Source organism: Empedobacter stercoris (genome assembly GCF_020281205.1).
Taxonomy (GTDB): Bacteria; Bacteroidota; Bacteroidia; order Flavobacteriales; family Weeksellaceae; genus Empedobacter; species Empedobacter stercoris.
Genome location: NZ_JACXZC010000021.1, coordinates 1 through 22,335, shown reverse-complemented (window position 1 = coordinate 22,335; position 22,335 = coordinate 1). Strand labels below are relative to the sequence as shown.

Here is a 22,335-nt window from a genome sequence, read left to right as displayed (position 1 = left end):
GAAATATTTAAAAAATTTGATTGTAATAATATTATTATTACTTTTTCCTTTTTTAAGAGGGCAAAAAATCAATCACGAATTTCAATTTAAAGGAAATTTAGAGTCAAAGGATAAAACTAAATCTTTAACCAAAATTTTATCGAATTCAACAAGTAATTATATACAAGATATAGTAAAAATCAATGATAAATCAAAATTGGTTTATAATATCAATCAAGTTTCAGATGGACTTGTATATCTTGTAGATGATTTATCAACATTTTCTAATTATTCGTACAATATAATTTACTACATGCCCCCATCTGGTTCCTATAATCGTATACAAATGTTTGGTAATTTAGAATATGGTATATACAGACAAGGTGCTAATTTGAATATTTATGGTGCAGGTATTGGAGATTATCCATCATTAAATCCCAAGTCTGGATACAATTATACACATTTAGGAATTACGAAAGAGGGAAGTAAAGTAAAAGTTTATATTAATGGGGATTTATATAAAGAATATACGTCTACTTATCCTGGTTTTACTATTCAGCAAGATAAAAAAATTACGTTTTTTAAAGATAATGGTGGTGAAGATAATGTAGCTAAAGTAGCCTATCTAAACGTTGCTAATTATGTACAAAGTGCAGAGGAGATAGCTTATCTTTATAAAAGTAATACTGAAGCAAAAGTAGATCATCATTATCACTTTCTCAATAGTAATTTAGATAAAGAAAATGAACATGAAATTCAGATTTTAAATCATAATTTCAAAAAAGTAATCGATGAAGTGTATGATGTAAAACGTCAATCTTTAGTGATTGATCAGACGGAGGATTTAAAATATACAAATGATTTAATGAATGGCACGGACTTCACTATGACATTTTATTTAAAAACTTCAGAAAAAACTGAATTTAGCCTAATAGAGTTAGAAAAAAATAACCTTAATAAATCGATTTATGTGCGAAATAATAAAATATATTTTGGCGACGAATCTGAAAGCTATGCGTTAAATTTTGATGAAAATCAGTTTAAATTTTTAACTATAACTAAAAATCAGATAACGAATGAAGTGAAGTTGTATAACAATGGAATACATGTGTACACTTATGTAGATTCTTCGAACAAGTTTACAATAGCGAATAGTAATTTTTCTTTACTGCAAGTAAACAATTTAAACACAATAAATCTATCTTATTTAAATGTAAATAATACCGTTTTAGATGAAACTGAAATAAAAAAAATATTAAATAATATTGTACCCAAAGAAATAACAGACTATTTTAATTTTAATAACAAACTAACGGAAGATTCTGGTTCAGTAACACTTAAAGTTTCTTCTTTAGATAACAGTCATGTAAATAATACATATACGAACGAGAATTTATCTTTGTGTGATAAAAACGCTCTGGTATATCAATTTAACCCTAAAACTAAATTAAATTATAACAATGGTTTAGGTTTTAATTATTTGAATTATTCTTTTAATTTATACGTAAATATTAATACTAATAATCGAATAAAATTGCTCGAATTCGACTCGAATATTAATTCTTTACACTTAACTCAAAAAGATTTAGAATTAACAATTAGTAACCAAACTTATTCCTATCCTTTATCTGAAAATACAAATTATCACTTTATAAGTATTACAAAAAGTAATGTAAATAAAGAGCTAAGGTTTTACGACAATGGAATTTTAATTGGTTATTACATTGATGAAAATAATGATTTTGAAGTAGCTGATGATGGTAATATTTCTTTTTTCAATAATGAATCATCAGTAAATTATGATAAGGTTAATTTAAAACATCTTAGTGTATTGAATCAAACACTTTCTAAAATTGAGATTTTACAAATATTAAATTCATTTTGTAAAGAAAAAATTACAGAAGAGTTCTCTTTTCAAGGAAACTTAAATAGTGATTCTAATAAATCTACCTTATTTCAATTAACAAATAATAGTGGAGTATATAAAACTGATAAAAATTTGAATTGTGGAAATTTGAGAACTTTTTATACCCTTGCAGATTTAGATGGTTTAAAATATTCTTTTAAAGATTACTTCTTTTACGATGATTTTTCAATTGATGTTTATTATCAAAAGACAACCGATAAGAATGAAAGACACCAAATTTTAGAACTAAATTCTACGAAAATAGAAATTGATTTAGCACATATTTATTTTAATAATGTCAGTTATCCTATAAATACAAATCATTTACCTTATAATAACTTTACGATCACTAAAAGTAAATCATCAGGTCTTATATCATTGTATTTTAATGGTGCACTAGTAGCTAATTTCACAGATGCAGAGGATAAATTTAAATTTACTCCTGATAATGAATTACTATTTTTCAATGATAAAGAAGTAACAGTTGGAAAAATTATTGTTACAAACTTTACAAAATCTTTAGCAGATGTTACAAATGATTTTAAAACACTTTGTGATAGAACTATAGATCGAACATTTCCAATGTTTATAAATTTATCTGATACAACTGGAGAAAATTCATTTAAACTTACTTCTTATAGTGGGCAACATGTAGACAATAAGTTTATTTCTGACAAAGTTATTAATTGTGGTGTTACAAGAAATGTATATTATGTTGCTAATAAAGCAGGATTAATTTTTAATGATGGAAAAGGTGATTTATATAAAGATTATACAATTAGTTTATACTTTCGACTAAATCCCTATTTGGGTAGTTGGGCGAGATTAATCGATTTTAGTGATGGAAAGTCTGATGCTGGTATTTATAGGCTATCAAATGGATTAAATTTTTATCCTAATGGTAATGTTGGGAATGGCTTATTAGGTAATTCACACGCAGAATATACTTTACTTACATTATCTCGGAATAATACAAACGGTATTATTACAGTTTATATTAATGGTGTAAAAGCATCAACCTACAATGATATTAAAGGTTTATATAAAGTTCCAGAAAATGGGAATATTATATTTATAAAAGATGATACGGTAGTTAGATTTGAACAATCACCAACTAATATAGCCTATATACGAGTTACAAATAAAATTTTATCAGATTATGAAATAAAATCTGCTTATGATAATTTATGTACTTCTCTGGCATGTGTACAAGAACCAAATAAAACAGGAAATACAATTCAATCTAATATAGGAATTACTTCACAACAAAGAACTATAGCTAATTGGCCTCAAAATGTTAATGGTGGAAATTTAGTTTTAGAATCAAAAGAAAAAGGATTTGTTATTCCGCGTATATCTTCTGTCAATACAACATTTAAGAAAACTGACCTTGTAGAGGGGATGCTAATTTATGATAAAGATGAGAAATGTTTAAAATTATATAACGGAAAAATATGGAATTGTATAGAACCAAAATGTGTAAAATAATATTTGTAGTTATTATTCATATTTTTTGTTTGACAACTAAAGCACAAGTAGGAATTGGAATTGAAAGTGTAAGAGGAGCAAACCTCTTAGATTTTGGTAAAAATAAAGTCAATGGGATAGTATTACCTTATAACTTTACAACAGAAAATGCAGTAGAAGGAACTTTGAGAGTAGATGCAACTACTTCTAAAATACAATATTTTAATAACCAAACTTGGGTTGATTTAACAGATGTAGGACTTATTAACACAACACTGAATCATGGATCCGAAAGTGATTCCGTACAAGGAGTAATTATTGCAGATAAAGAAACCAATACTCCTGGTGTTTTGGTTTTAGAATCAGATAATAAAGGAATGGTTTTACCTCAAATAGATAATCCACATTTAACAATCGTAGACCCACCAACGGGTATGATTTGTTATGATCCTATAAATAAAACGATAGCTATGTTTAATGGAATCCATTGGTTTTTTTATAACTAAAAAAATATACATCAAAATCATGATGTTCGTCGATTCATTGAAATGCTAACAAAAAAGCTTTAATCAATTTGATTAAAGCTTTTTTTATTTTCCAAAAACTTATTACATAAACAACACCAAACTCACAGCCATCACAAACATACCGATAACGATACCGTAAGTAGATAATTTTTTTCCGGCATATTCTTTAGCAGTTGGAATTAGTTCATTAATCGAAATATACACCATCATTCCAGCAACACTTGCGAAGATTGCTCCGAAAATTGATTCATCAAAGAATTGCAAAAGGACAAAATATCCGATTAAAGCGCCAATTGGTTCTGTTAATCCTGAAAGAAAAGAATACCAAAAAGCTTTCTTTCTATTTTTTGTTGCATAATATATAGGTATCGCTACTGCGATTCCTTCTGGAATGTTATGTATGGCAATTGCGGCAGCGATTGAAATGCCGTAGGTAGGATTTTCTAATGCAGAAAGAAAAGTGGCTAAACCTTCAGGGAAGTTGTGAATAGATAATGCCAAAGCAGAAAACATTCCTAATCGTAAAAGTTTTTGATCGGTTGTTTCTGTTTTATTTTCTTCGTGGTGATGATGTGGTAAAATTTTATCAATTAGAATAATAATTAATATTCCTATAAAAAATCCCAATAAAGTATAACTGTAACCTAACTTTTCTCCAAAAACAGCGGATAAAGATAATCGTGCTTTTGTTAAAATTTCTACAAAAGATACATATAGCATTACTCCAGCAGAAATCCCTAACATCACACCTAAAAATTTTGGATTGAATTTTTTGTACAATAAACACAAAATACTTCCAATTCCAGTACTGATTCCAGCAAGAAAGGTTAAACTAAAAGCAAATATTAAAGGGGTTGAAAACATTAATTCAATAAATAAGTTAGATTAATCTAACAAATATAATGTTTTCTTTACTTTGAATCAAAATAAATTACCTTTAAGAAAAAATCAATGTAATTTATCAGTTGTTGTCAAATATGAATAAGATACACTTATTTTTGTTGCATTAGTTTTTAATAGATGGAGCTTTTAAATGAAAATATCCAAAGCGATTTGTATCGCTCAACACTCGAATTAATTGCACAATTAGGTCTTTCGAGTTATTCAACCACAATAATCACGACGATATTATTATCGATAGCACTTGTTATTATTTTATATGCGATTGATTTTCTATTGCGTAAAGTGTTGTTATTGCTATTGACAAATATGATTCAGAAGAGCAAAACAAAGATCGATGATTTATTAATTAAAAACAGAGTTTTACAATTCCTTACCCATATCGTTCCTGTTATTGTCGCTAAAGAAGCAATTCCGCTAATCTTTAAAGGTTTTCCGAATTGGATAAAAATTGCAGTGCAAATAACCGATGTTGTGTTAGTAGTAACAATAGGATTATTTTTCAATGTAATTTTCAGAACATTCAGAGATTTTCTTCGAAGCAAAAAATCATTTGCGGACAAACCAATTGATAGTTATTTGCAAGTAATGAATATTACGTTGTTTTTTATTTGTGGAATTCTTATTTTCTCGATTGTGACAGGTAAATCACCTATTACATTTTTGGTTTCGTTGGGTGCCGCATCTGCAGTTTTGATGTTGGTTTTCAAAGATTCGATTTTAGGATTTGTAGCGAGTATACAAGTTTCCATGAATGATATGGTGCGTGTAGGTGATTGGATTGAGATGACGAAATATGGCGCAGATGGAACGGTCATAGAAATTAATTTAGGTACAGTGAAAGTGCAGAATTTTGATAAAACCATTACTACCATTCCAACGTATGCATTGGTTTCGGATTCGTTTCGCAATTATCGAGGAATGCAAAATGCAGGAGGAAGACGAATAAAACGCTCGATAAACATAAAAATGAATTCGATTCGATTTTTAACTGAAGATGAAATTGAAGAATTAAAAAAAATTAGAATGTTGTATGATTTTATTGTTGATCGCTCTAATGAAATTGCACAATATAATGTATCGAACAAAGTTGATCCAACAATCTTAGCAAATGGAAGACGGATGACAAATATTGGATTATTTCGTCAATACATCAAAACATACACGTATAATAGTCCTAAGATTAGAAAAGATTTAATGTTCGAGGTTCGCCAATTACAACCAACAGAACATGGTTTGCCAATCGAATTGTTTATGTTCACCAATACAACAGTTTGGAATGAATATGAAGTGATAATGGCAGATATTTTTGATCATATTATCGCGGTTGTACCGTATTTTCATTTAGAAATTTACGAATCACCTTCTTCGGACGATATGCGTGTCATAGCAGAAGCACTGAATAGAAATAATTAACACAGAAGCTGAACATTATTGTTCAGCTTCTGTGTTATCATTTGGTTTTTCCATCAAATTCTTCATCAAATTTTTTAATTTTTGATACATAAAAGATGTGAATAGAATGAGTATTCCTAAAACAATGAACGATATAATTCTATAAACATTACTCATTTCCCAAACATCAATAAGATAGAGTTTCAGGATAATTAACCCAAAAAGAATAATTCCAACAATTGGAAAACCTTTGAGTTGTTTCTTTAATCCGAAATACATTAACCCAAATCCTAAAACAGCCCAAATAATAGGTAACAATATCATTCGAAAAATATCTGCTTGATGTGAAAAGTTAGTTGTTCCCTCATTTAGTGTTAATAACATAAACGAATTGTATTTCTCAAAACTAATCACGTAAACAACCAAAAGCATACTGATGATTTGTTTGGCAGTTGAGGTTTTGAAATCGTGATTTTTTACAATTAAATAGACGAGATAAGCGGTAGGAAGTAGATAAGTTAAGTAAATAAAATAACTATTGATGCCGTAATTCGTTTTACTTGATAACAACGGAATATTAGCAAACAGTGGTAAAAGTAGAACGCACAATCCAGCTGAAATCTGCAATACTAGCTGCAATGTACTTCCTAAATTTAGTCTTTTCCGTAGTGCTAAAATTAAAGCAATAAAGAATAAAGTATAAATCAAAATGTAACTTATAATCATCATAAAGTTGAAATAAGGTTCGATTTGGTAAATTAATTCGAACAATATTCCTGTATACATCAATAAAAGTGATGTTGAGATGAAGATGAATTTTGAATGATTGAGCTTGAACCCTAAGAATTGTTCTTCTGTTTCGAAATCTTTCATCAAATATATATTCGCGATAGAACAAATTAGTGCAATGATACTTGTGATAAAAACATGATTGAATAAAAGTGGTAAACGCGAATTGCTATCGATATAATCAAACCAATTAACACATAAAGCAATCAAAAGAAATGGAAACATTGCGATGAAAAAGATTTTGAAAATATTTTCGCGACTTTTTTTCCACAGAAATAATAATAACGTAGATTCTATTGCAAAACAAACCGAAACAACATTTGCTTTGAATTGTAATGCAATCGCAGCAGTAATTAGGGCAATACTCAAACCTATTAAGGTATTTTGTAATAAATTATTTTTAGACGTTTTGTAGATATAAATCGCGCCAAAAGCATTAATTAATCCTACTATAAACACAATCAAGCCATTGTTATTTCCAACAATATAATAATAGACGGAAGATATTAAAATGGTTGATAGAATTGTATTGAAGCTTAGTAAAAGTGAGTTCCAAACTGAAAATTCTTCTTTTTTGATGTAGTTGATTAAACTTGTAACAGTAAAAATAACGTAAAGTAGTGCGTAGAAAAGATATTGAGACGAGGTTTTAGATTGATCAATCCATGAGATACTATATATAGACGTAAAACATAAAGCGATAAACGAAATAACTTGCCAGTTTTTTCGCCATGCCATAAAGAGCATGCTAAAATTGAGAATAACCAAGTAAGCAAACAGGAAAATATAATTACTTTCGCCTGTGCTAATCATCAATGGAGCTGTAAAACCTCCAAGTATAGAAAAAATAGCCAAGACTTGTCTATTGTACAACATCGCCATAACAATTGAGAAAATTGTAACGAGTGTTAATAACGTAAAAGTTACGTGTTGAGAAAGTAACTGATATTCTCGAAAAGCAATGGTTAGCGTGAAGTACAAGACGGTTAATCCTCCTCCAATTAAGATAGAAGAAAAGATAGCGTAGTTTTTCCTAATGTTGTGTGCTATACCAATAATACTCAAGCCCACTACAAGTCCAATTAACACACGAAATGTTTCGTTGATCCAATTTTGGTCAATCGCATATTTCACGAAATAAGCAATTCCTAAAACTAAGGTTACAATTCCAAAAATAGTTAAGAAATTATCTCTGATAAATGTAATCCCATTGTTGAGGTGCTTGTCAATATTATTTTCTGTTTTTTGTCTTGGAGGAACTTCGTCAAAAATACGTTTTGGTGGTTCTGGCTTATTAAATGAAACAATTTCGGATTGAGGTGCAACAGCTTCTTCAACTTTTTTGGGTTGCTCCACAATTGTTGTTGATTTAATGATTGTTTCTTTTTCGTCTAATTGCTGTTGCAAATGTCTAAGTTTCGTTTCTTGTTCATCAAGCTGTTTTTTGAGTTGAGAAACTTTGTTAAACAAAATCACAATTAAGACAATTATAATAATGGCAATAAAAAATTCCATAACATGTTTTTTTAGGTAAATTGAAGTTAGGCTTTTTTTTCAAAACCTTTAAAATTTTGTTTCTTAATATACCAAAATCATTCTGTTTTCGTTATTCTACAAAATCCTTATTTTTGCTAAATGTTTAAAAAGCTAAGTACATTATTGTTTATCGCGCTATCGTCTTCGATTTTTGCGCAAGATGGAACGCGTGTTTACGAGTTTTTAAACATTACAACATCTCCACGCCAAGCAGCTTTGGGAGGAAATGCAGCTACTTCTTGGGATGCTGATCCTAATTCGTCTTTATGGAACCCTGCATTGATGAATCGTGATATGCACGGACAATTCGGAATCAATTATGTGAATTATATTGCAGATGTCGATTTTGGTACATTTTCAACAGTCTATGAAATCGATCAAGAGAATTATCTTTCTGTACATGGTCAATATGTAGATTACGGAAAACTAATCGGAACGGATGAAAGTGGAAATATCACAGGGAATTTCAAAGCGAATGATGCAGCAATAACAGTGGGGTATGCACGTGTTTTAGGTGATTATTGGACAATTGGAGCAAATGTTAAATACATCAATTCTACTATTGAATCGTATAAATCTTCGGCAATAGCTGGAGATGTAGGATTATCCTATCATGATTTCGATAAAAATATCAATGTATCGCTGGTTGTGCGTAATATCGGAGGACAAATCCAAACGTACAATGGGAAAAAAGAAGACATGCCAACGCAAGTTAACTTAGGAATCTCACATCGATTGGAACATGTTCCGTTAGAATTTACATTTTCTTTGCACGATTTACAGAAATTTGATATTTCTCAATCCTATAATAAGAGTGGACAAGAAGTATCTAATGGACGAAAAATGATGGATCACGTTTCAGTAGGAGCAGAGTTGTTTCCAAATTCAGATTTTAACATGCGAATAGGGTATAATTTCAAACGAGGAAATGAGTTAGCAGCCGAGGGAGTTCGCTCATTATCTGGATTAACGTATGGTTTTGGAATTCGAGTGAATGCTTTCCGATTCGAGTTTGGACACGCGAATTACCACAAATCTGGTGGCTCTAATCATTTTGGACTAATCATTAATTTAGACCGCATTATTCAAGGTCGTGATTATTGGAGAAGTAATCCTTGGTTATAAAAACTTTTCAAACCACTATAAAATCTTATCTTTGTCTTCAATTTCTATTTAGATGAAAGAAAATTTAATTATTGCAATCGACGGATATTCTTCTACCGGAAAAAGTTCGATGTCAAAAATTATTGCAAAAAACCTTGGTTATACTCACATTGATAGTGGTGCAATGTATCGCGCCGTAACCTTATATGCGTTTCAGCATCAGTATATTGCTGAGAATAAAATTGATGAAACATCATTAATAGCCAATTTATCTAACATTAAGATAGAATTTATACAAGATTCTTTAACACAAAAGAATTTAACATACCTGAATGGAATAAATGTTGAAGATGAGATTCGCACCATGCAAGTTTCTAAAATGGTTAGTCCAATTTCCGAAATTCCTGCAGTTCGCGATTATTGCGTGGCTTTACAGCAACAGATGGGCGAAAAAGGTGGTATTGTGATGGATGGTCGCGATATCGGAACAACAGTTTTTCCAAAAGCTGATGTCAAGATTTTTGTAACAGCTTCGCCAGAAGTACGAGCAAAGCGTCGCTTTTTAGAATATCAGCAGCAAGGAAAAGACATTCCGTTAGATGAGGTACTAAAAAATGTGAACGAAAGAGATTATATCGATTCTCACCGTGATTATTCACCCCTTCGCAAAGCAGATGATGCCATAGAAGTTGACAATTCGCAGATGAATCTCGAAGAAACAGTCGATAAAGTGATGCAAATTATCGAGTCAAAATTTTAATAGAACCAATAGTAGAATAATAGAGAAGGAAAATAGTGATGTTTTCCTTTTTTTTTGACTAATTTATTTCGCTTCGCGAAACCTTTCCCGAGTCCATAACCCAAAAGTAGCCGCTGCCCATTTGCTTGATTCAGCAAATCGTCACCGCCTAATCATTCCATGCAGTGAAAATACAAACCTCGCGCTCAATGAGCCACCATTTTTTTGTTCAACTCCAACCGTCCCAAAAAAGTATTGTATACACTCTACTGCCTCTCTACTGCCACTATGTTGCCTTCATCTTGCCTTTATCCTGCCTTTAAGTAGGGAGTAAGCTGCAAGTACGAATTGAGGATATAGCTGATTTTCACGAAACTTAAATCAAAATTATGACTAAAAATATTAGTTCTATTTTTAAGTATCGTAGGATATTTTACTTTCATTTCAATATTGACTGGAAATCAAGGTTGGAAAAATATGTTTGATAGTCTAAAAAATATAAAAGAAAATTCACTCGATTTTTATATGTTTTTATGGCCAATTATAATTTCAGAATACTCTTATTTGTTAACGTAAAACTTTATTTGAATTTAAAATCACACAAAAAAAAATCCACAAACAATTCTAAATACGCAATTAATTACCATATTTAATTAGCTTATTTACAACAAGTAATGTTTATTTTAACTTTTTATTTGGTTTTTGTAGAAAGTTGCGTATATTTAATAGTTGGGCAACATACAAAGAAAGCCCACCGCACAAACAGCACATTTGGTTTTTGCCGACACGAAAGCCAACGCTGAAAAAACCAAAAGAGCTGTTTTTTGCCAACGCTCTGACAGAAATTGAATTAATAAATGACATTAGAACAATATATTGACAACATAGACAAAAGGTACAGACTCGGAAACGCAACTGAACATACTTTTCGTGGAGACTTACAAAATCTTTTAGAAGCATTAGTGCCGACAATCAGAGCGACCAACGAACCGAAAAGACAAAGTTGTGGAGCACCTGACTACATTTTAACTAAAAAGGATATTCCAGTTGGATTTATTGAAGCTAAAGACATTGGAGACAAAGACCTTGACGGAACTAAAAAAACAGGAAACAAAGAGCAGTTTGACCGATACAAAGCTTCTCTAAACAATTTAATTTTCACGGACTACATAAACTTTCATCTCTACCGAGAAGGTGAATTTGTTACCAAAATTGCCATTGCTGAAATAACGGACAAGGGAATAAAACCTTTACCTGAGAACTTTGGCAACTTTGAAAATCTGATAAAAGACTTTTGCGTTCACGTTGGACAAACGATAAAAAGCTCAAAAAAATTAGCAGAAATGATGGCGGGCAAAGCCCGCCTTCTTTCTAATATTATTGAGAAGTCGCTGACCAGTGATGAAGAGAACCAAGAAAACAGTACGCTGAAAGAGCAAATGTTGGCTTTCAAGCAAATTCTGATTCACGACATTACGCCACAAGGTTTTGCAGACGTTTACGCTCAAACCATTGCTTACGGAATGTTTGCGGCTCGTTTGCACGACCCTACTTTGGATAATTTTAGTAGACAAGAAGCAGCTGAACTGATTCCAAAATCCAATCCGTTTTTACGAAAACTCTTTGGTTACATTGCAGGACCAGACATTGACGACCGAATCAAATGGGTAGTTGAGAACCTTTCAGAAATCTTTTTGGCGTGTAACGTAGAAGAAATTTTGAAGAATTACGGGAAATCCACCAAAATGGAAGACCCGATTATCCATTTTTATGAAACGTTCCTAAGCGAATACGACCCAAAATTGCGTAAATCTCGTGGCGTTTGGTATACACCGCAACCCGTTGTAAATTTTATTGTTCGAGCAGTTGACGACATTCTAAAAACGGAATTTGATTTACCGCAAGGTCTTGCCGACACCAGCAAAACAACCATAAAAGTAAACACCCAAACCGCCGACAAACGTTCGGCAACAGGTTATAAACAAATGGAACAAGAAGTACACAAAGTACAAATTCTTGACCCAGCCACAGGAACAGGAACTTTTTTAGCGGAAGTGGTAAAACACATTCACAAAAAATTTCAAGGGCAACAAGGCATTTGGAGCAATTATGTAGAAACGCATTTATTGCCACGCTTGAACGGTTTTGAGTTGCTAATGGCGAGTTATGCAATGGCTCACTTGAAATTGGATTTGCTTTTAACCGAAACAGGATTTAAACCAACATCCAACCAACGCTTTAAAGTTTATTTGACCAATAGTTTAGAAGAACACCACCAAGACACAGGAACTCTATTTGCAAATTGGTTGAGCACAGAAGCTAATGAAGCCAACCACATCAAAAGAGATACACCGGTAATGTGTGTCATTGGAAATCCGCCTTATGCTGTAAGTAGCACCAATAAAAATGATTGGATTCAAGATTTAATTTCTGACTACAAGAAAAATCTCAATGAACGTAAAATCAATTTGGATGATGATTACATAAAGTTTATACGCTACGGACAACATTATATTGAGAAAAATGGAAGTGGTGTTTTGGCTTATATTTCAAATAATAGCTTTATTGACGGAATTACACACCGTCAAATGCGTAAACATCTTTTAGAGACTTTTGATAAAATTTACATCTTGGATTTACACGGAAATGCCAAGAAAAAAGAAGTTTGCCCTGATGGAAGCCCTGACCAAAATGTTTTTGATATTATGCAAGGTGTTTCGATTAACATCTTTGTAAAAACAGATAAAAAGAAGAAAACCCAATTAGGGGAAGTTTATCATTTTGATTTGCAAGGTAAAAGGAATCACAAATATGAGACGCTTAACAATTCAACTATTTCTAATATGAAATGGGCAAAACTTGAATTCAAAAAGCCTTATTACTTTTTCGTACCAAAAGATTTTGAGTCTGAAGAAATATACAAACAAGGATTTAAGATTGACAATCTCTTTCAAGTAAATAACTCAGGTGTTTCAACGGATAGAGATTCTTTATTTCTTGATAACAACCCAAATAAACTAACAGAAAGAATTAAAATTCTTCTAAATGGAGAATATGAATCAAAATTCAAAGACGAGTATAATGTAAATGATAGTAGTGGATATCCATTACTAAAGCGTATTTTAAAAAAAGAGTTTTCATCCGAATTTATCATAGACTATCACTATCGTCCTTTCGATATCAAAAAAATATATTTTGATAAAACCATAATTAGCAGACCTGCCAAGGACATTTCTCATCATTTTAATAGAGAAAACATTTATCTAATTGTCCCACGTCAAGTAAATAAAGAGTTTCATCATATTTTTTCGAGTAGATTAATATGTGATAGTAATATTACTTCAAGTGCTCGGTTATTTGGTGCAGGAAAACTATTTCCTCTTTATCTCTATCCCGAATCGAATGGACAACAAACAATTGAACAAACGGAAGAAAGAACACCAAATCTAAAAGCTGAAATTGTAAACCAAATTGCAGAAAATTTAGGTTTAACTTTTACTAACGAAAAAGAAACAACAGTAAATACTTTTGCCCCAATTGACATTTTAGATTACATCTATGCAGTTTTGCATTCGCCAAAATACCGAGAGAAATACAAAGAGTTTCTGAAAATAGATTTCCCACGAGTGCCTTACCCAAAAGACCTAGACACTTTTTGGCAATTGGTAAAAGTGGGCGGAGAAATACGCCAAATTCATTTATTGGAAAGCCCAAAAGTGGAGCAATATATTACGCAATATCCAATAGACGGAGACAATGTTGTTGGTAAAACGAAATTTCAAGACGGTAAAGTTTACATCAACGAAACCCAATATTTTGATAATGTTCCGCAAATAGCTTGGGAGTTTTACATTGGTGGCTATCAACCAGCCCAAAAATGGCTAAAAGACCGAAAAGACCGCAAATTGGAGTTTGACGACATTCTGCACTATCAAAAAATCATTGTAGCACTTTCAGAAACGGACAGACTGATGAAAGAGATTGATAAAATTGAGATTTAATGAGCGAGTTCCATTGTTTAGATATTGAATTTCCTGATGTTGATTTCAGTCCTTGCTTTGAGTCAGGTAATACAGAAGTAGCTAAAAGTTTTCACGCTCATTTGTATGTGAGCAAAGACGGCAACCGCCTGCCTGTAACCGATATGGGCTTTAATACGCAGGATAGGATGAAATTCCTGAAACTTTTCTTTGCAGACGAAAATGATTTGGACAATGTTACGATCCGCGACTGGTTCGATGACCATTTCTTCACCACCAATTTTTGGTATATGTGGCAAACTACGTTTGCTTGGCAGGAATGGAGCAGTATTTTCGAGTTTCAACGTTACATGAAACGGATGCTGTTGGAATTTTCCCGCATCGAAACATTGGAAGGTGTTACCCGTACGCCCTACAACCAATACGAATCCGTGATTTTGCCTTTGAAAAAATTCCTCGACAAATACAACGTGGATTTTTCTTTAAGAAAAACCGTTACCGACCTCAATTTCAAAGAGGGCGACGGCATTACCGTTTCTGAAATTGTATGTGAAAACGCTGAAGGAAATACTGAAAAAATTACGGTAAACGAAGGCGATTTGGTATTTTTTACCAACGGCTGCATTACGGACAATTCCGACAATGGCGATTACAAAACACCCGCAAAATACCTTCCGGGCAATCCGCCAAGTTTTGCATTGTGGCGTAAAATAGCCGACAAAAAACCGGGCAAACTCGGTAATCCCGATCCGTTTTTTACCAAACCGGATGAAACCAAATGGTATTCGTTTACCCCTACTTTCAAGGGCAACAAAATGCTTCAATTGATTGAGCAATATAGCGGTAACAAACCCGGAAGCGGCGCATTGATGACCTTTAAAGATTCTTCGTGGAGAATGTCGATTGTGGTAGCGGCCCAACCGCATTTTAAAGCGCAGGGCGATGATACGACCATACTTTGGGGGTACGGTTTGTATCCGGATGCGATTGGAGATTTTATAAAAAAACCGATGATTGACTGTACCGGCGAAGAAATTCTGACCGAGCTTATCCACCACCTGCATTTTGAAAAATACGAGCAGGAGATAAAAGACAGCGTTATCAACGTCATTCCTTGTATGATGCCATATATCGACGCATTATTCCAGCCAAGAGCCAAAGCAGACCGTCCGGCTGTGGTGCCGGAAGGAAGTAACAATCTGGCACTTATCAGTCAGTTTGTGGAAATTCCGGAAGATATGGTTTTTACCGAAGAATATTCGGTACGGGCTGCAAGGACAGCCGTTTACACGCTTTTAAATTTAGATAAGAAAGTTACTCCCGTAACAGAATATTGGAAACGCCCCGATGTGTTGGCAAAAGCCATTCATACATCTTATAGAAGTTAACAAATAAATAAAAATACAATGATAACATTTAAAAATGTAACCGTGGCAGGAAGTGGTGTTTTGGGTTACCAAATTGCTTTCCAGACTGCTTTTTACGGTTTTAATGTAACCGTTTACGACATCAATGATGAGGTTTTGGAAAAAGCCAAAGCGAAATTTGATATTTTGGCGGAATCGTATAAAAAAGATTTGAAGGTAACGGAAGAACAGCTTGCAGCCACTAAAGCAAATTTGCAATACAATTCCAATTTGGCAGAAGCGGTGCAAGATGCCGATTTGCTTATCGAAGCCGTTCCGGAAAATCCGCAGATTAAAATCGGGTTCTACGAACAGTTGGCGAAAGTAGCACCCGCTAAAACTGTTTTTGCGACCAACTCTTCCACTATGCTACCAAGCCAGTTTGCCGAATATACAGGTCGTCCTGCACAATTCGTAGCCTTACACTTTGCCAATGAAATCTGGAAACACAATACCGGAGAAGTGATGAAACATCCCGGCACTTCAGACGAAACATTTAATTCCGTTTTAGAATTTGCCAAACAAATCGGAATGGTGGCATTGCCAATATACAAAGAGCAGCCGGGATATATCGTAAATTCCTTATTGGTACCGCTTTTGAGTGCTGCGTTGGATTTGTATGTGAACGAAGTGGCAGATGTGGAAACCATCGACAAAACATGGATGGTCGCAACCGGTGCACCAGTTGGACCATTTGGTATTTTGGATGTGGTAGGCGTTACTACTGCATACAACATCAATAAAATGGCCGCTGATAAAACACAGAATCCTACAAAAATAAAAGTGGCGGCGATGTTGAAAGAAAACTACATCGATAAAAACAAACTTGGTGTAGCCACTGGAGAAGGTTTCTATAAATACCCGAATCCAGCTTATTGGGAAAAAAACTTTCTGAAGTAATTTTTCTGAAAGATCAATATATTGAAACGCTCTTTTTTTCTGTTAAGAAAGAGCGTTTTTTGTATGCTGATAAGCACTACAGCTAACATCGGTAACTGTTGCACAACTCCAATTATTATAAAAATTTAAAATATTTGACCTCGTTTAAGCCATTTTAAGCGAGGTTTGTTTTTAAAGAAATATGCTAAATTGTAATATTAGGGTAGCTTAAAAACGCACTTTTTTAAGTCGTGAAGGAGTAATTTTGTAAAAAGCTGTATTTCCCTTGTTTTAGGGAAACAACTTGGGCTAAAACACTCGGGGTTTTGAAAATAAAACGTAGATATTTCTTCAAGTTATAAGATAAACTTGACATCAAAACGTGTTTATTGGCTTGTGCCATTCCTCTGCTGTTGATTCGTTTTAGGTTAAAAAAGTTAATCAACGTTCCTAAAACGGGTTCTACCGTAGCACTTCGTCGTTTTACTAACCTGCGGTGATATGCTTTGTTTTGGGTGAGTTTTTCGTGCATTTTATCGTACAAAGGTTTGTGAATACTTTCTTCCAATTTTTTAAACTTGGTTACTTTACCACAACATTGCGCTCTCAAAGGACAGTTACCACAATCTTTTTCCGAATTTCTATAACTTTTCTTTTCATAACCTTTGCTGTCTGTTAAAGTTCTTTTAAACGGTAAAAAAGCTTTATTTCCGCCTTCTTGAATACATTGGTAACGGTTTTCCTTTTTATTGAAAATAAAGCCTTCCCGTTCGGGTTTATATTGTCCAAAGTTGGGGATCCAAGCATCTAAGTTATGATCTTCACAATATTGCAAACTTGTACCGCTACTGTATCCCGCATCAGCCAAAACTTCACCTATTTGAATCTCATTTTGTTTAAAATTTTCAATCGTTTGATCCATAATTTCTGCAAAAATAGCACTGTCTTTACTACCTGCTGTGCTGGCACAAGCGCCTGTAATCACATGGTGTTTATCATCAACAGCTAACTGTCCCGCATAATTTAATTGACGTGGTTTTCCTGGTTTGGTCGAGATTTTCGCATCAGGATCTGTTGGACTATAATGGGTATGATTACTCAAAAATTTTGGACGAATATCTTCACCATCTTCATTTATTTGAATCGTTTTGCGAGCAGCAGGCATTCCTTTAAACTCTTCTTTTTTCCAATTATGATGTTGTTCTACCAACTTCTTTCGAGTTGATGTTACAGTTCGATTAGGCTCAATGCATGCTTTGAATTCTGAATTTTCTTCCAACTCATTCACAAAAGCAGAAGCATCGTTTAGAACCTCTTTTTCAACAAGAGAATCCATGCTAGCGTTCGCTTTGATAAACGCTGAATCTACCGCCTGACGTTTCCCAGAAACCATGCCTTTATTCACACATAAACTCAATATCAACTGAAACAATTGCAAGAAAACTTCTTCGCCAAATAATGCGCGAGTTCGGCTAATTGTCGAATGCCAAGGCAATTCTTCGTTCAGATCATAGCCTAAAAATAAACGAATACTCAAACTATCCGAACAAAAACGAATCAATGCTCTGTCGCTGTTGATATTATTCAAATAACCCACTAACAATATTTTAAAAAACACCACCGGGTCAATACTTTCTTGACCTTGAGTGCCATAGTATTTTTGAGTGGATTTATACAAAAAATGTAAATCTAATGCTTGATTTACACGGCGATAAAAGTTATCGGGTGGAACTAACCTTTCTAAACTTAGTTCGTAAAATAATTGTGGGGTAAATTCTTTTCGTCCTTGCATACTACAAGATCCGATTTTTTTTTTATTTTTGAGTTGTGCAACAATCACAAGAGTTTGGCAAAAAAAAACGGGCTGAAAGTAAACTTTCATCCCATCTTTTTCCACCCGCAAAATTGCTTTTCTAAAAACTTTCAATTAATTTAGTTTCAGCCAAGCAATTTGCTTGAACGCACGAACTTGAACTGCGTTCAATTTCTCACCCGTTCTTCGCAAATACTCGGCTCGTTGTGTACAATTAAATTAAAAAAGAGGTGAATTTAGAAGAAATAGTTAGGGCAACCTATGAAGAGGTTAAAAATACAGATGACAAAGGACGATTGGCATCTTATATTCCTGAGTTGGTTAACGTTGATTCGGAAAGTTTTGGAGTATTTATATCAACAATTGACCACACTAATTTTGGTATTGGCAATTTTAACGATAAATTTTCGATTCAGAGTATTGCAAAAGTACTTTCACTAAGCTTAGCATATAGTATTCTTGGCGAGAAAATTTGGACAAGACTTGGAGTAGAACCTTCAGGAACAGCATTTAATTCTCTAGTTCAACTTGAAGCAGATAAAGGCATACCTCGAAATCCCTTTATAAATGCTGGAGCAATTGTTATTTCAGATATTCTACTTAGCAATCTGAAAAACCCAAAAGAAGAATTTTTATCTTTTATTAGAAGCATTTCCAATAATTCAGAATTAAACTATTCACGCAAAATAGCTGCTTCAGAAAAAAGCGTAGGATTTCGAAATGTGGCATTATGTAATTTCATTAAATCCTTTGGAAATATTGAAAATGAACCCTCAGATGTTCTTGACTTCTATTTTGATCTTTGCTCTCTTGAAATGAATTGCAAAGAGCTTTCAGAATTATTTTTGTTTTTAGCAAACAATGGCTGTAACATATTTGCTAACAATTCGATACTTACCAAAAGCCAATGCAAAAGAATAAATGCACTAATGCAAACTTGTGGCTTATATGACGAATCTGGAGAATTTGCCTTTAAAGTTGGACTTCCTGGAAAGAGTGGTGTTGGAGGAGGGATTGTTGCAATCCATCCAAATCATTATGCGATTGCAGTTTGGAGTCCGAAATTGAATGAAAAAGGAAATTCATATAAAGGGATGAAATTTCTTGAAGAGTTTACAACAAAATCTCAGTTATCGATATTTTGAGATGAAATAGCCATGATTGGAACAAATCACCAACCGAAGATGATATTATAACCAATCTGGCGTATTCCATGTGACCCATAAAAATAAATAATAACACATGAAAACTGTACACAACTACGGTTTTGCAAAATTGCGACAAAATATAATGTTGTAAATGTCGCAACTTCGCAAAGCCGCTAACCGTCACCTGCAATTTTAAACAAAACTTAATGAAAATTGGAATAAATAATATTTTTACATCATTTTGGCTCATACTGATGATTTGTTGCGGAATAACATTTTATTATTGGGCTTTTTGTATGAATTTTTTCGCAAGTGATGTTCCCATATTAGGTAAGTTTTTTGTGGGATTATTAATGCTAATAACTTTTGCAGTTTTTGTTTTTTTCATTATCTATTTTCGAATTTTAATTATAAAAAATAATGAAATAATTAGCATTTATCCATTTCGTTTAAAATTTAAAAAGATTTCAATCGATAATATTAAAAATATACTTTGGGATTCTATAATTATTAAGGCAAGTCTTTATAAAAAAATCACTATATCCACCAGTGATGGTAATTCAACATATTTAAGTGACTTAGAATTTGAAAATTTTGATTCATTAATTTCAAAAATACCTAACATAAATACTAATAAACTTAAAAACTTTGAAAAATATCAAGCTGAAAATCACGATCCAAAATTCACTCTGATTTGTATAATAATTTTGAACCTTCTAATTCTTTATTTGAATTTATTCGCAGATATATTTCATTGGGTTCATATTGTTTTCTACATTGTTTCTCTATTTTTAATAATAGGAACTGTAAGAAGAATTAAAAAGTATAATAATATAAATAAAAACTGCAGGTAACAAGGGTGACTGTTGCACAACTCCAATTTTTATAAAAATTTAAAATATTTGACCTCGTTTAAGCCATTTTAAGCGAGGTTTATTTTTAGAGAAATATATTAAATTGTAAAATTATAGGGGTTTAAAAACGCACTTTTTTAAGTTGTGAAGGAGTACTTTTGTAAAAAGCTGTATTTCCCTTGTTTTAGGGAAACAACTTGGGCTAAAACACTCGGGGTTTTGAAAATAAAACGTAGATATTTCTTCAAGTTGTAAGATAAACTTGACATCAAAACGTGTTTATTGGCTTGTGCCATTCCTCTGCTGTTGATTCGTTTTAGGTTAAAAAAGTTAATCAACGTTCCTAAAACGGGTTCTACCGTAGCACTTCGTCGTTTAACTAATCTGCGGTGATATGCTTTGTTTTGGGTGAGTTTTTCGTGCATTTTATCGTACAAAGGTTTGTGAATGCTTTCTTGACCTTGAGTGCCATAATGTTTTTGAATGGATTTGTACAAAAAATGTAAATCTAATGCTTGATTTACACGGCGATAAAAGTTATCGGGTGGAACTAACCGCTCTAAACTTAGTTCGTAAAATAATTGTGGGGTAAATTCTTCTCGTCCTTGCATACTACAAGATCCGAATTTTTTTTATTTTTGAGTTGTGCAACAAGCACATGGTGTTGGCGCAATGGCGGGGTTTAGTCTTGATTGAAATTTCGTCAAAATATTTCGCAACTGCTTTTCATATTGTTTTTTTTACTTAAATTAGACAATCTGAAAAAGCATTTACTTCGTTTCTGAATTCTTGAACTTTTGGTTCTTCGAATTCCCGTACTTCGCAAAGCCTTTTTCCGTTATCTGCAACCAGATTTGACAAGTTTTCCGCAAATAAATTTTGAATAAATACCAAAACTTGGTATATTTGATTTTGAAATTTAAATCAAATGGTTATGGCAAAAAATACTTCGATTTTATTGGGCGATTATTTCGACAATTTTATCAATTCACAAATAAAAACTGGAAAATATTCTTCGGCAAGTGAAGTTGTAAGAGCTGCTTTAAGAATGTTTGAGCATGAAGAAACAAAGAAAACTGAATTAATTAAAGAATTAAAAAAAGGAGAAAAATCTGGTTTTTCTTCAGATTTTAATCGAGAATCATTCAAACAAAATTTACATCAAAAATATTCTGCTAAATAATGAATTACAAAATCAGTAAGCAAGCTGAAATTGATTTAGAAAATATTTGGCTCTATACTTTTGAAGAATGGTCTTTGGAACAAGCTGATTATTATCTTGATTTAATAATAGATGAAATTGAATATATTTCTGAAAACCCAAAAACAGGGAAAAATTACAATGATGTTAGAAAAGGATATTTTAGATCTAGAGTAAAATCACATTTCATTTTTTACAGAATTAATATAAAGGAAGAAATTGTGGAAATTATTAGAATTTTACATCAACAAATGGATATTGAATCTCATATTAATGAATAATTAACCGTAATTCTGGCTGCAGCTAACAAGGGTAACTATTGCACAACTCCAATTTTTATTTCAGTTAGACAAAAAAAACAAAGAATTGAGCTACATTGGAAGCGATGAATAAAAAACTACCACTAACAACTAATCTTCCTTCTTGCCAGAAGGGCAGAAAGTAAAAACTTGTTGAGGAACCTGTAATTAGAACTACCATATACTATATAGCTAAAGTTTAGCTCGACTTTATTAATTAATATCGGAACTTTTCCCGAGTCGTTAACCACAAAGTAGACATTTTACTTTTATTTATAAGCAATAAAAGCAAAACATCTAATCATTTCTTGCTGTAAAAACGATGTTTTCGGGTCGGAAATCTACTATCTAGTTTCTCAAATCTAAAAATCTCAAAAAATATTTCCCGTCATAACAGTCAGTTAGGGATAGAA

The 22,335-nt window shown here is 32.5% G+C and carries 15 protein-coding genes and 1 pseudogene; 12 read left to right on the top strand and 4 right to left on the bottom strand.

Annotated elements, in window-relative coordinates; all coding sequences use genetic code 11:
• Positions 1-16 precede the first annotated feature (16 nt).
• Together IF125_RS10165 and IF125_RS10160 are read left to right on the top strand one after the other, a co-directional pair.
• On the top strand, positions 17-3,373 hold the full coding sequence (locus IF125_RS10165; RefSeq protein ID WP_225542397.1) for a LamG domain-containing protein: 3,357 nt from the start codon (positions 17-19) through the stop codon (positions 3,371-3,373).
• A 29-nt stretch (positions 3,374-3,402) separates the two neighbouring features.
• Positions 3,403-3,858 (top strand): hypothetical protein, encoded by a 456-nt coding sequence (locus tag IF125_RS10160; protein WP_225542396.1) that lies wholly within the window; start codon positions 3,403-3,405, stop codon positions 3,856-3,858.
• A 102-nt stretch (positions 3,859-3,960) separates the two neighbouring features.
• On the opposite strand, the gene zupT is transcribed toward IF125_RS10160, so the two are convergent.
• A complete protein-coding gene (zupT, locus tag IF125_RS10155) occupies positions 3,961-4,743 on the bottom strand; it encodes a zinc transporter ZupT (RefSeq protein ID WP_171622705.1) in 783 nt (260 codons plus the stop codon).
• A 156-nt stretch (positions 4,744-4,899) separates the two neighbouring features.
• Between zupT and IF125_RS10150 the strand changes: the two genes are divergently transcribed.
• Entirely contained in the window at positions 4,900-6,195 is a 1,296-nt protein-coding gene (locus IF125_RS10150) for a mechanosensitive ion channel family protein (RefSeq protein ID WP_225542395.1), read from the top strand.
• Between the two features lie 15 nt (positions 6,196-6,210).
• Here IF125_RS10150 and IF125_RS10145 read toward each other — a convergent pair whose 3' ends face one another.
• The gene (locus IF125_RS10145; protein WP_225542394.1) at positions 6,211-8,478 is read right to left on the bottom strand and encodes a DUF2339 domain-containing protein; all 2,268 of its coding nucleotides are present in this window, start codon (positions 8,476-8,478) and stop codon (positions 6,211-6,213) included.
• 120 nt (positions 8,479-8,598) lie between these two features.
• Between IF125_RS10145 and porQ the strand changes: the two genes are divergently transcribed.
• From porQ to IF125_RS10120, 5 genes are all read left to right on the top strand, one after another.
• A complete protein-coding gene (gene porQ / locus IF125_RS10140) occupies positions 8,599-9,624 on the top strand; it encodes a type IX secretion system protein PorQ (protein WP_171622702.1) in 1,026 nt (341 codons plus the stop codon).
• Positions 9,625-9,676: 52 nt separating this feature from the next.
• Complete coding sequence (cmk, locus tag IF125_RS10135; protein WP_188319546.1) at positions 9,677-10,363, top strand: (d)CMP kinase; 687 nt, start codon at positions 9,677-9,679, stop codon at positions 10,361-10,363.
• A gap of 836 nt (positions 10,364-11,199) precedes the next feature.
• Positions 11,200-14,343: a type ISP restriction/modification enzyme gene (locus IF125_RS10130; RefSeq protein WP_225542393.1), complete on the top strand. Its 3,144-nt coding sequence runs from the start codon at positions 11,200-11,202 to the stop codon at positions 14,341-14,343.
• A complete protein-coding gene (locus IF125_RS10125; RefSeq protein ID WP_225542392.1) occupies positions 14,343-15,710 on the top strand; it encodes an oleate hydratase in 1,368 nt (455 codons plus the stop codon). Before IF125_RS10130 ends, IF125_RS10125 begins: the two co-directional genes overlap by 1 nt.
• A gap of 21 nt (positions 15,711-15,731) precedes the next feature.
• Positions 15,732-16,628, top strand: a complete 897-nt coding sequence (locus IF125_RS10120) for a 3-hydroxyacyl-CoA dehydrogenase (RefSeq protein WP_171622756.1) — start codon at positions 15,732-15,734, stop codon at positions 16,626-16,628.
• Between the two features lie 223 nt (positions 16,629-16,851).
• Here the strand turns inward: IF125_RS10120 and IF125_RS10115 are convergent, their stop codons facing one another.
• Complete coding sequence (locus tag IF125_RS10115; RefSeq protein WP_225542391.1) at positions 16,852-18,399, bottom strand: IS1182 family transposase; 1,548 nt, start codon at positions 18,397-18,399, stop codon at positions 16,852-16,854.
• A 251-nt stretch (positions 18,400-18,650) separates the two neighbouring features.
• On the opposite strand from IF125_RS10115, the gene IF125_RS10110 reads away from it, so the two are divergent.
• Positions 18,651-19,565, top strand: a complete 915-nt coding sequence (locus IF125_RS10110) for a glutaminase (RefSeq protein ID WP_171622696.1) — start codon at positions 18,651-18,653, stop codon at positions 19,563-19,565.
• 209 nt (positions 19,566-19,774) lie between these two features.
• Positions 19,775-20,422 carry a hypothetical protein gene (locus IF125_RS10105; RefSeq protein ID WP_171622695.1) on the top strand — a complete coding sequence of 216 codons (648 nt, stop codon included), beginning with the start codon at positions 19,775-19,777 and terminating at the stop codon, positions 20,420-20,422.
• A 137-nt stretch (positions 20,423-20,559) separates the two neighbouring features.
• On the opposite strand, the pseudogene IF125_RS10100 reads toward IF125_RS10105, so the two are convergent.
• Positions 20,560-20,880, bottom strand: a pseudogene (locus IF125_RS10100) (transposase); the annotation flags it as partial.
• Positions 20,881-21,356: 476 nt separating this feature from the next.
• Here IF125_RS10100 and IF125_RS10095 point away from each other — a divergent pair.
• Positions 21,357-21,605: a type II toxin-antitoxin system ParD family antitoxin gene (locus IF125_RS10095; RefSeq protein WP_171624019.1), complete on the top strand. Its 249-nt coding sequence runs from the start codon at positions 21,357-21,359 to the stop codon at positions 21,603-21,605.
• Positions 21,605-21,904, top strand: a complete 300-nt coding sequence (locus IF125_RS10090) for a type II toxin-antitoxin system RelE/ParE family toxin (RefSeq protein ID WP_171624020.1) — start codon at positions 21,605-21,607, stop codon at positions 21,902-21,904. Before IF125_RS10095 ends, IF125_RS10090 begins: the two co-directional genes overlap by 1 nt.
• Positions 21,905-22,335 lie beyond the last annotated feature (431 nt).

Excerpts from the sequence above, each read along its gene's own strand:
- zupT (WP_171622705.1), bottom strand. The coding sequence starts at position 4,743 with ATGTTTTCAACCCCTTTAATATTTGCTTTTAGTTTAACCTTTCTTGCT.
- IF125_RS10150 (WP_225542395.1), top strand. The coding sequence starts at position 4,900 with ATGGAGCTTTTAAATGAAAATATCCAAAGCGATTTGTATCGCTCAACA.
- IF125_RS10145 (WP_225542394.1), bottom strand. The coding sequence starts at position 8,478 with ATGGAATTTTTTATTGCCATTATTATAATTGTCTTAATTGTGATTTTG.
- porQ (WP_171622702.1), top strand. The coding sequence starts at position 8,599 with ATGTTTAAAAAGCTAAGTACATTATTGTTTATCGCGCTATCGTCTTCG.
- cmk (WP_188319546.1), top strand. The coding sequence starts at position 9,677 with ATGAAAGAAAATTTAATTATTGCAATCGACGGATATTCTTCTACCGGA.
- IF125_RS10130 (WP_225542393.1), top strand. The coding sequence starts at position 11,200 with ATGACATTAGAACAATATATTGACAACATAGACAAAAGGTACAGACTC.
- IF125_RS10125 (WP_225542392.1), top strand. The coding sequence starts at position 14,343 with ATGAGCGAGTTCCATTGTTTAGATATTGAATTTCCTGATGTTGATTTC.
- IF125_RS10115 (WP_225542391.1), bottom strand. The coding sequence starts at position 18,399 with ATGCAAGGACGAAAAGAATTTACCCCACAATTATTTTACGAACTAAGT.
- IF125_RS10105 (WP_171622695.1), top strand. The coding sequence starts at position 19,775 with ATGAAAATTGGAATAAATAATATTTTTACATCATTTTGGCTCATACTG.
- IF125_RS10095 (WP_171624019.1), top strand. The coding sequence starts at position 21,357 with ATGGCAAAAAATACTTCGATTTTATTGGGCGATTATTTCGACAATTTT.
- IF125_RS10090 (WP_171624020.1), top strand. The coding sequence starts at position 21,605 with ATGAATTACAAAATCAGTAAGCAAGCTGAAATTGATTTAGAAAATATT.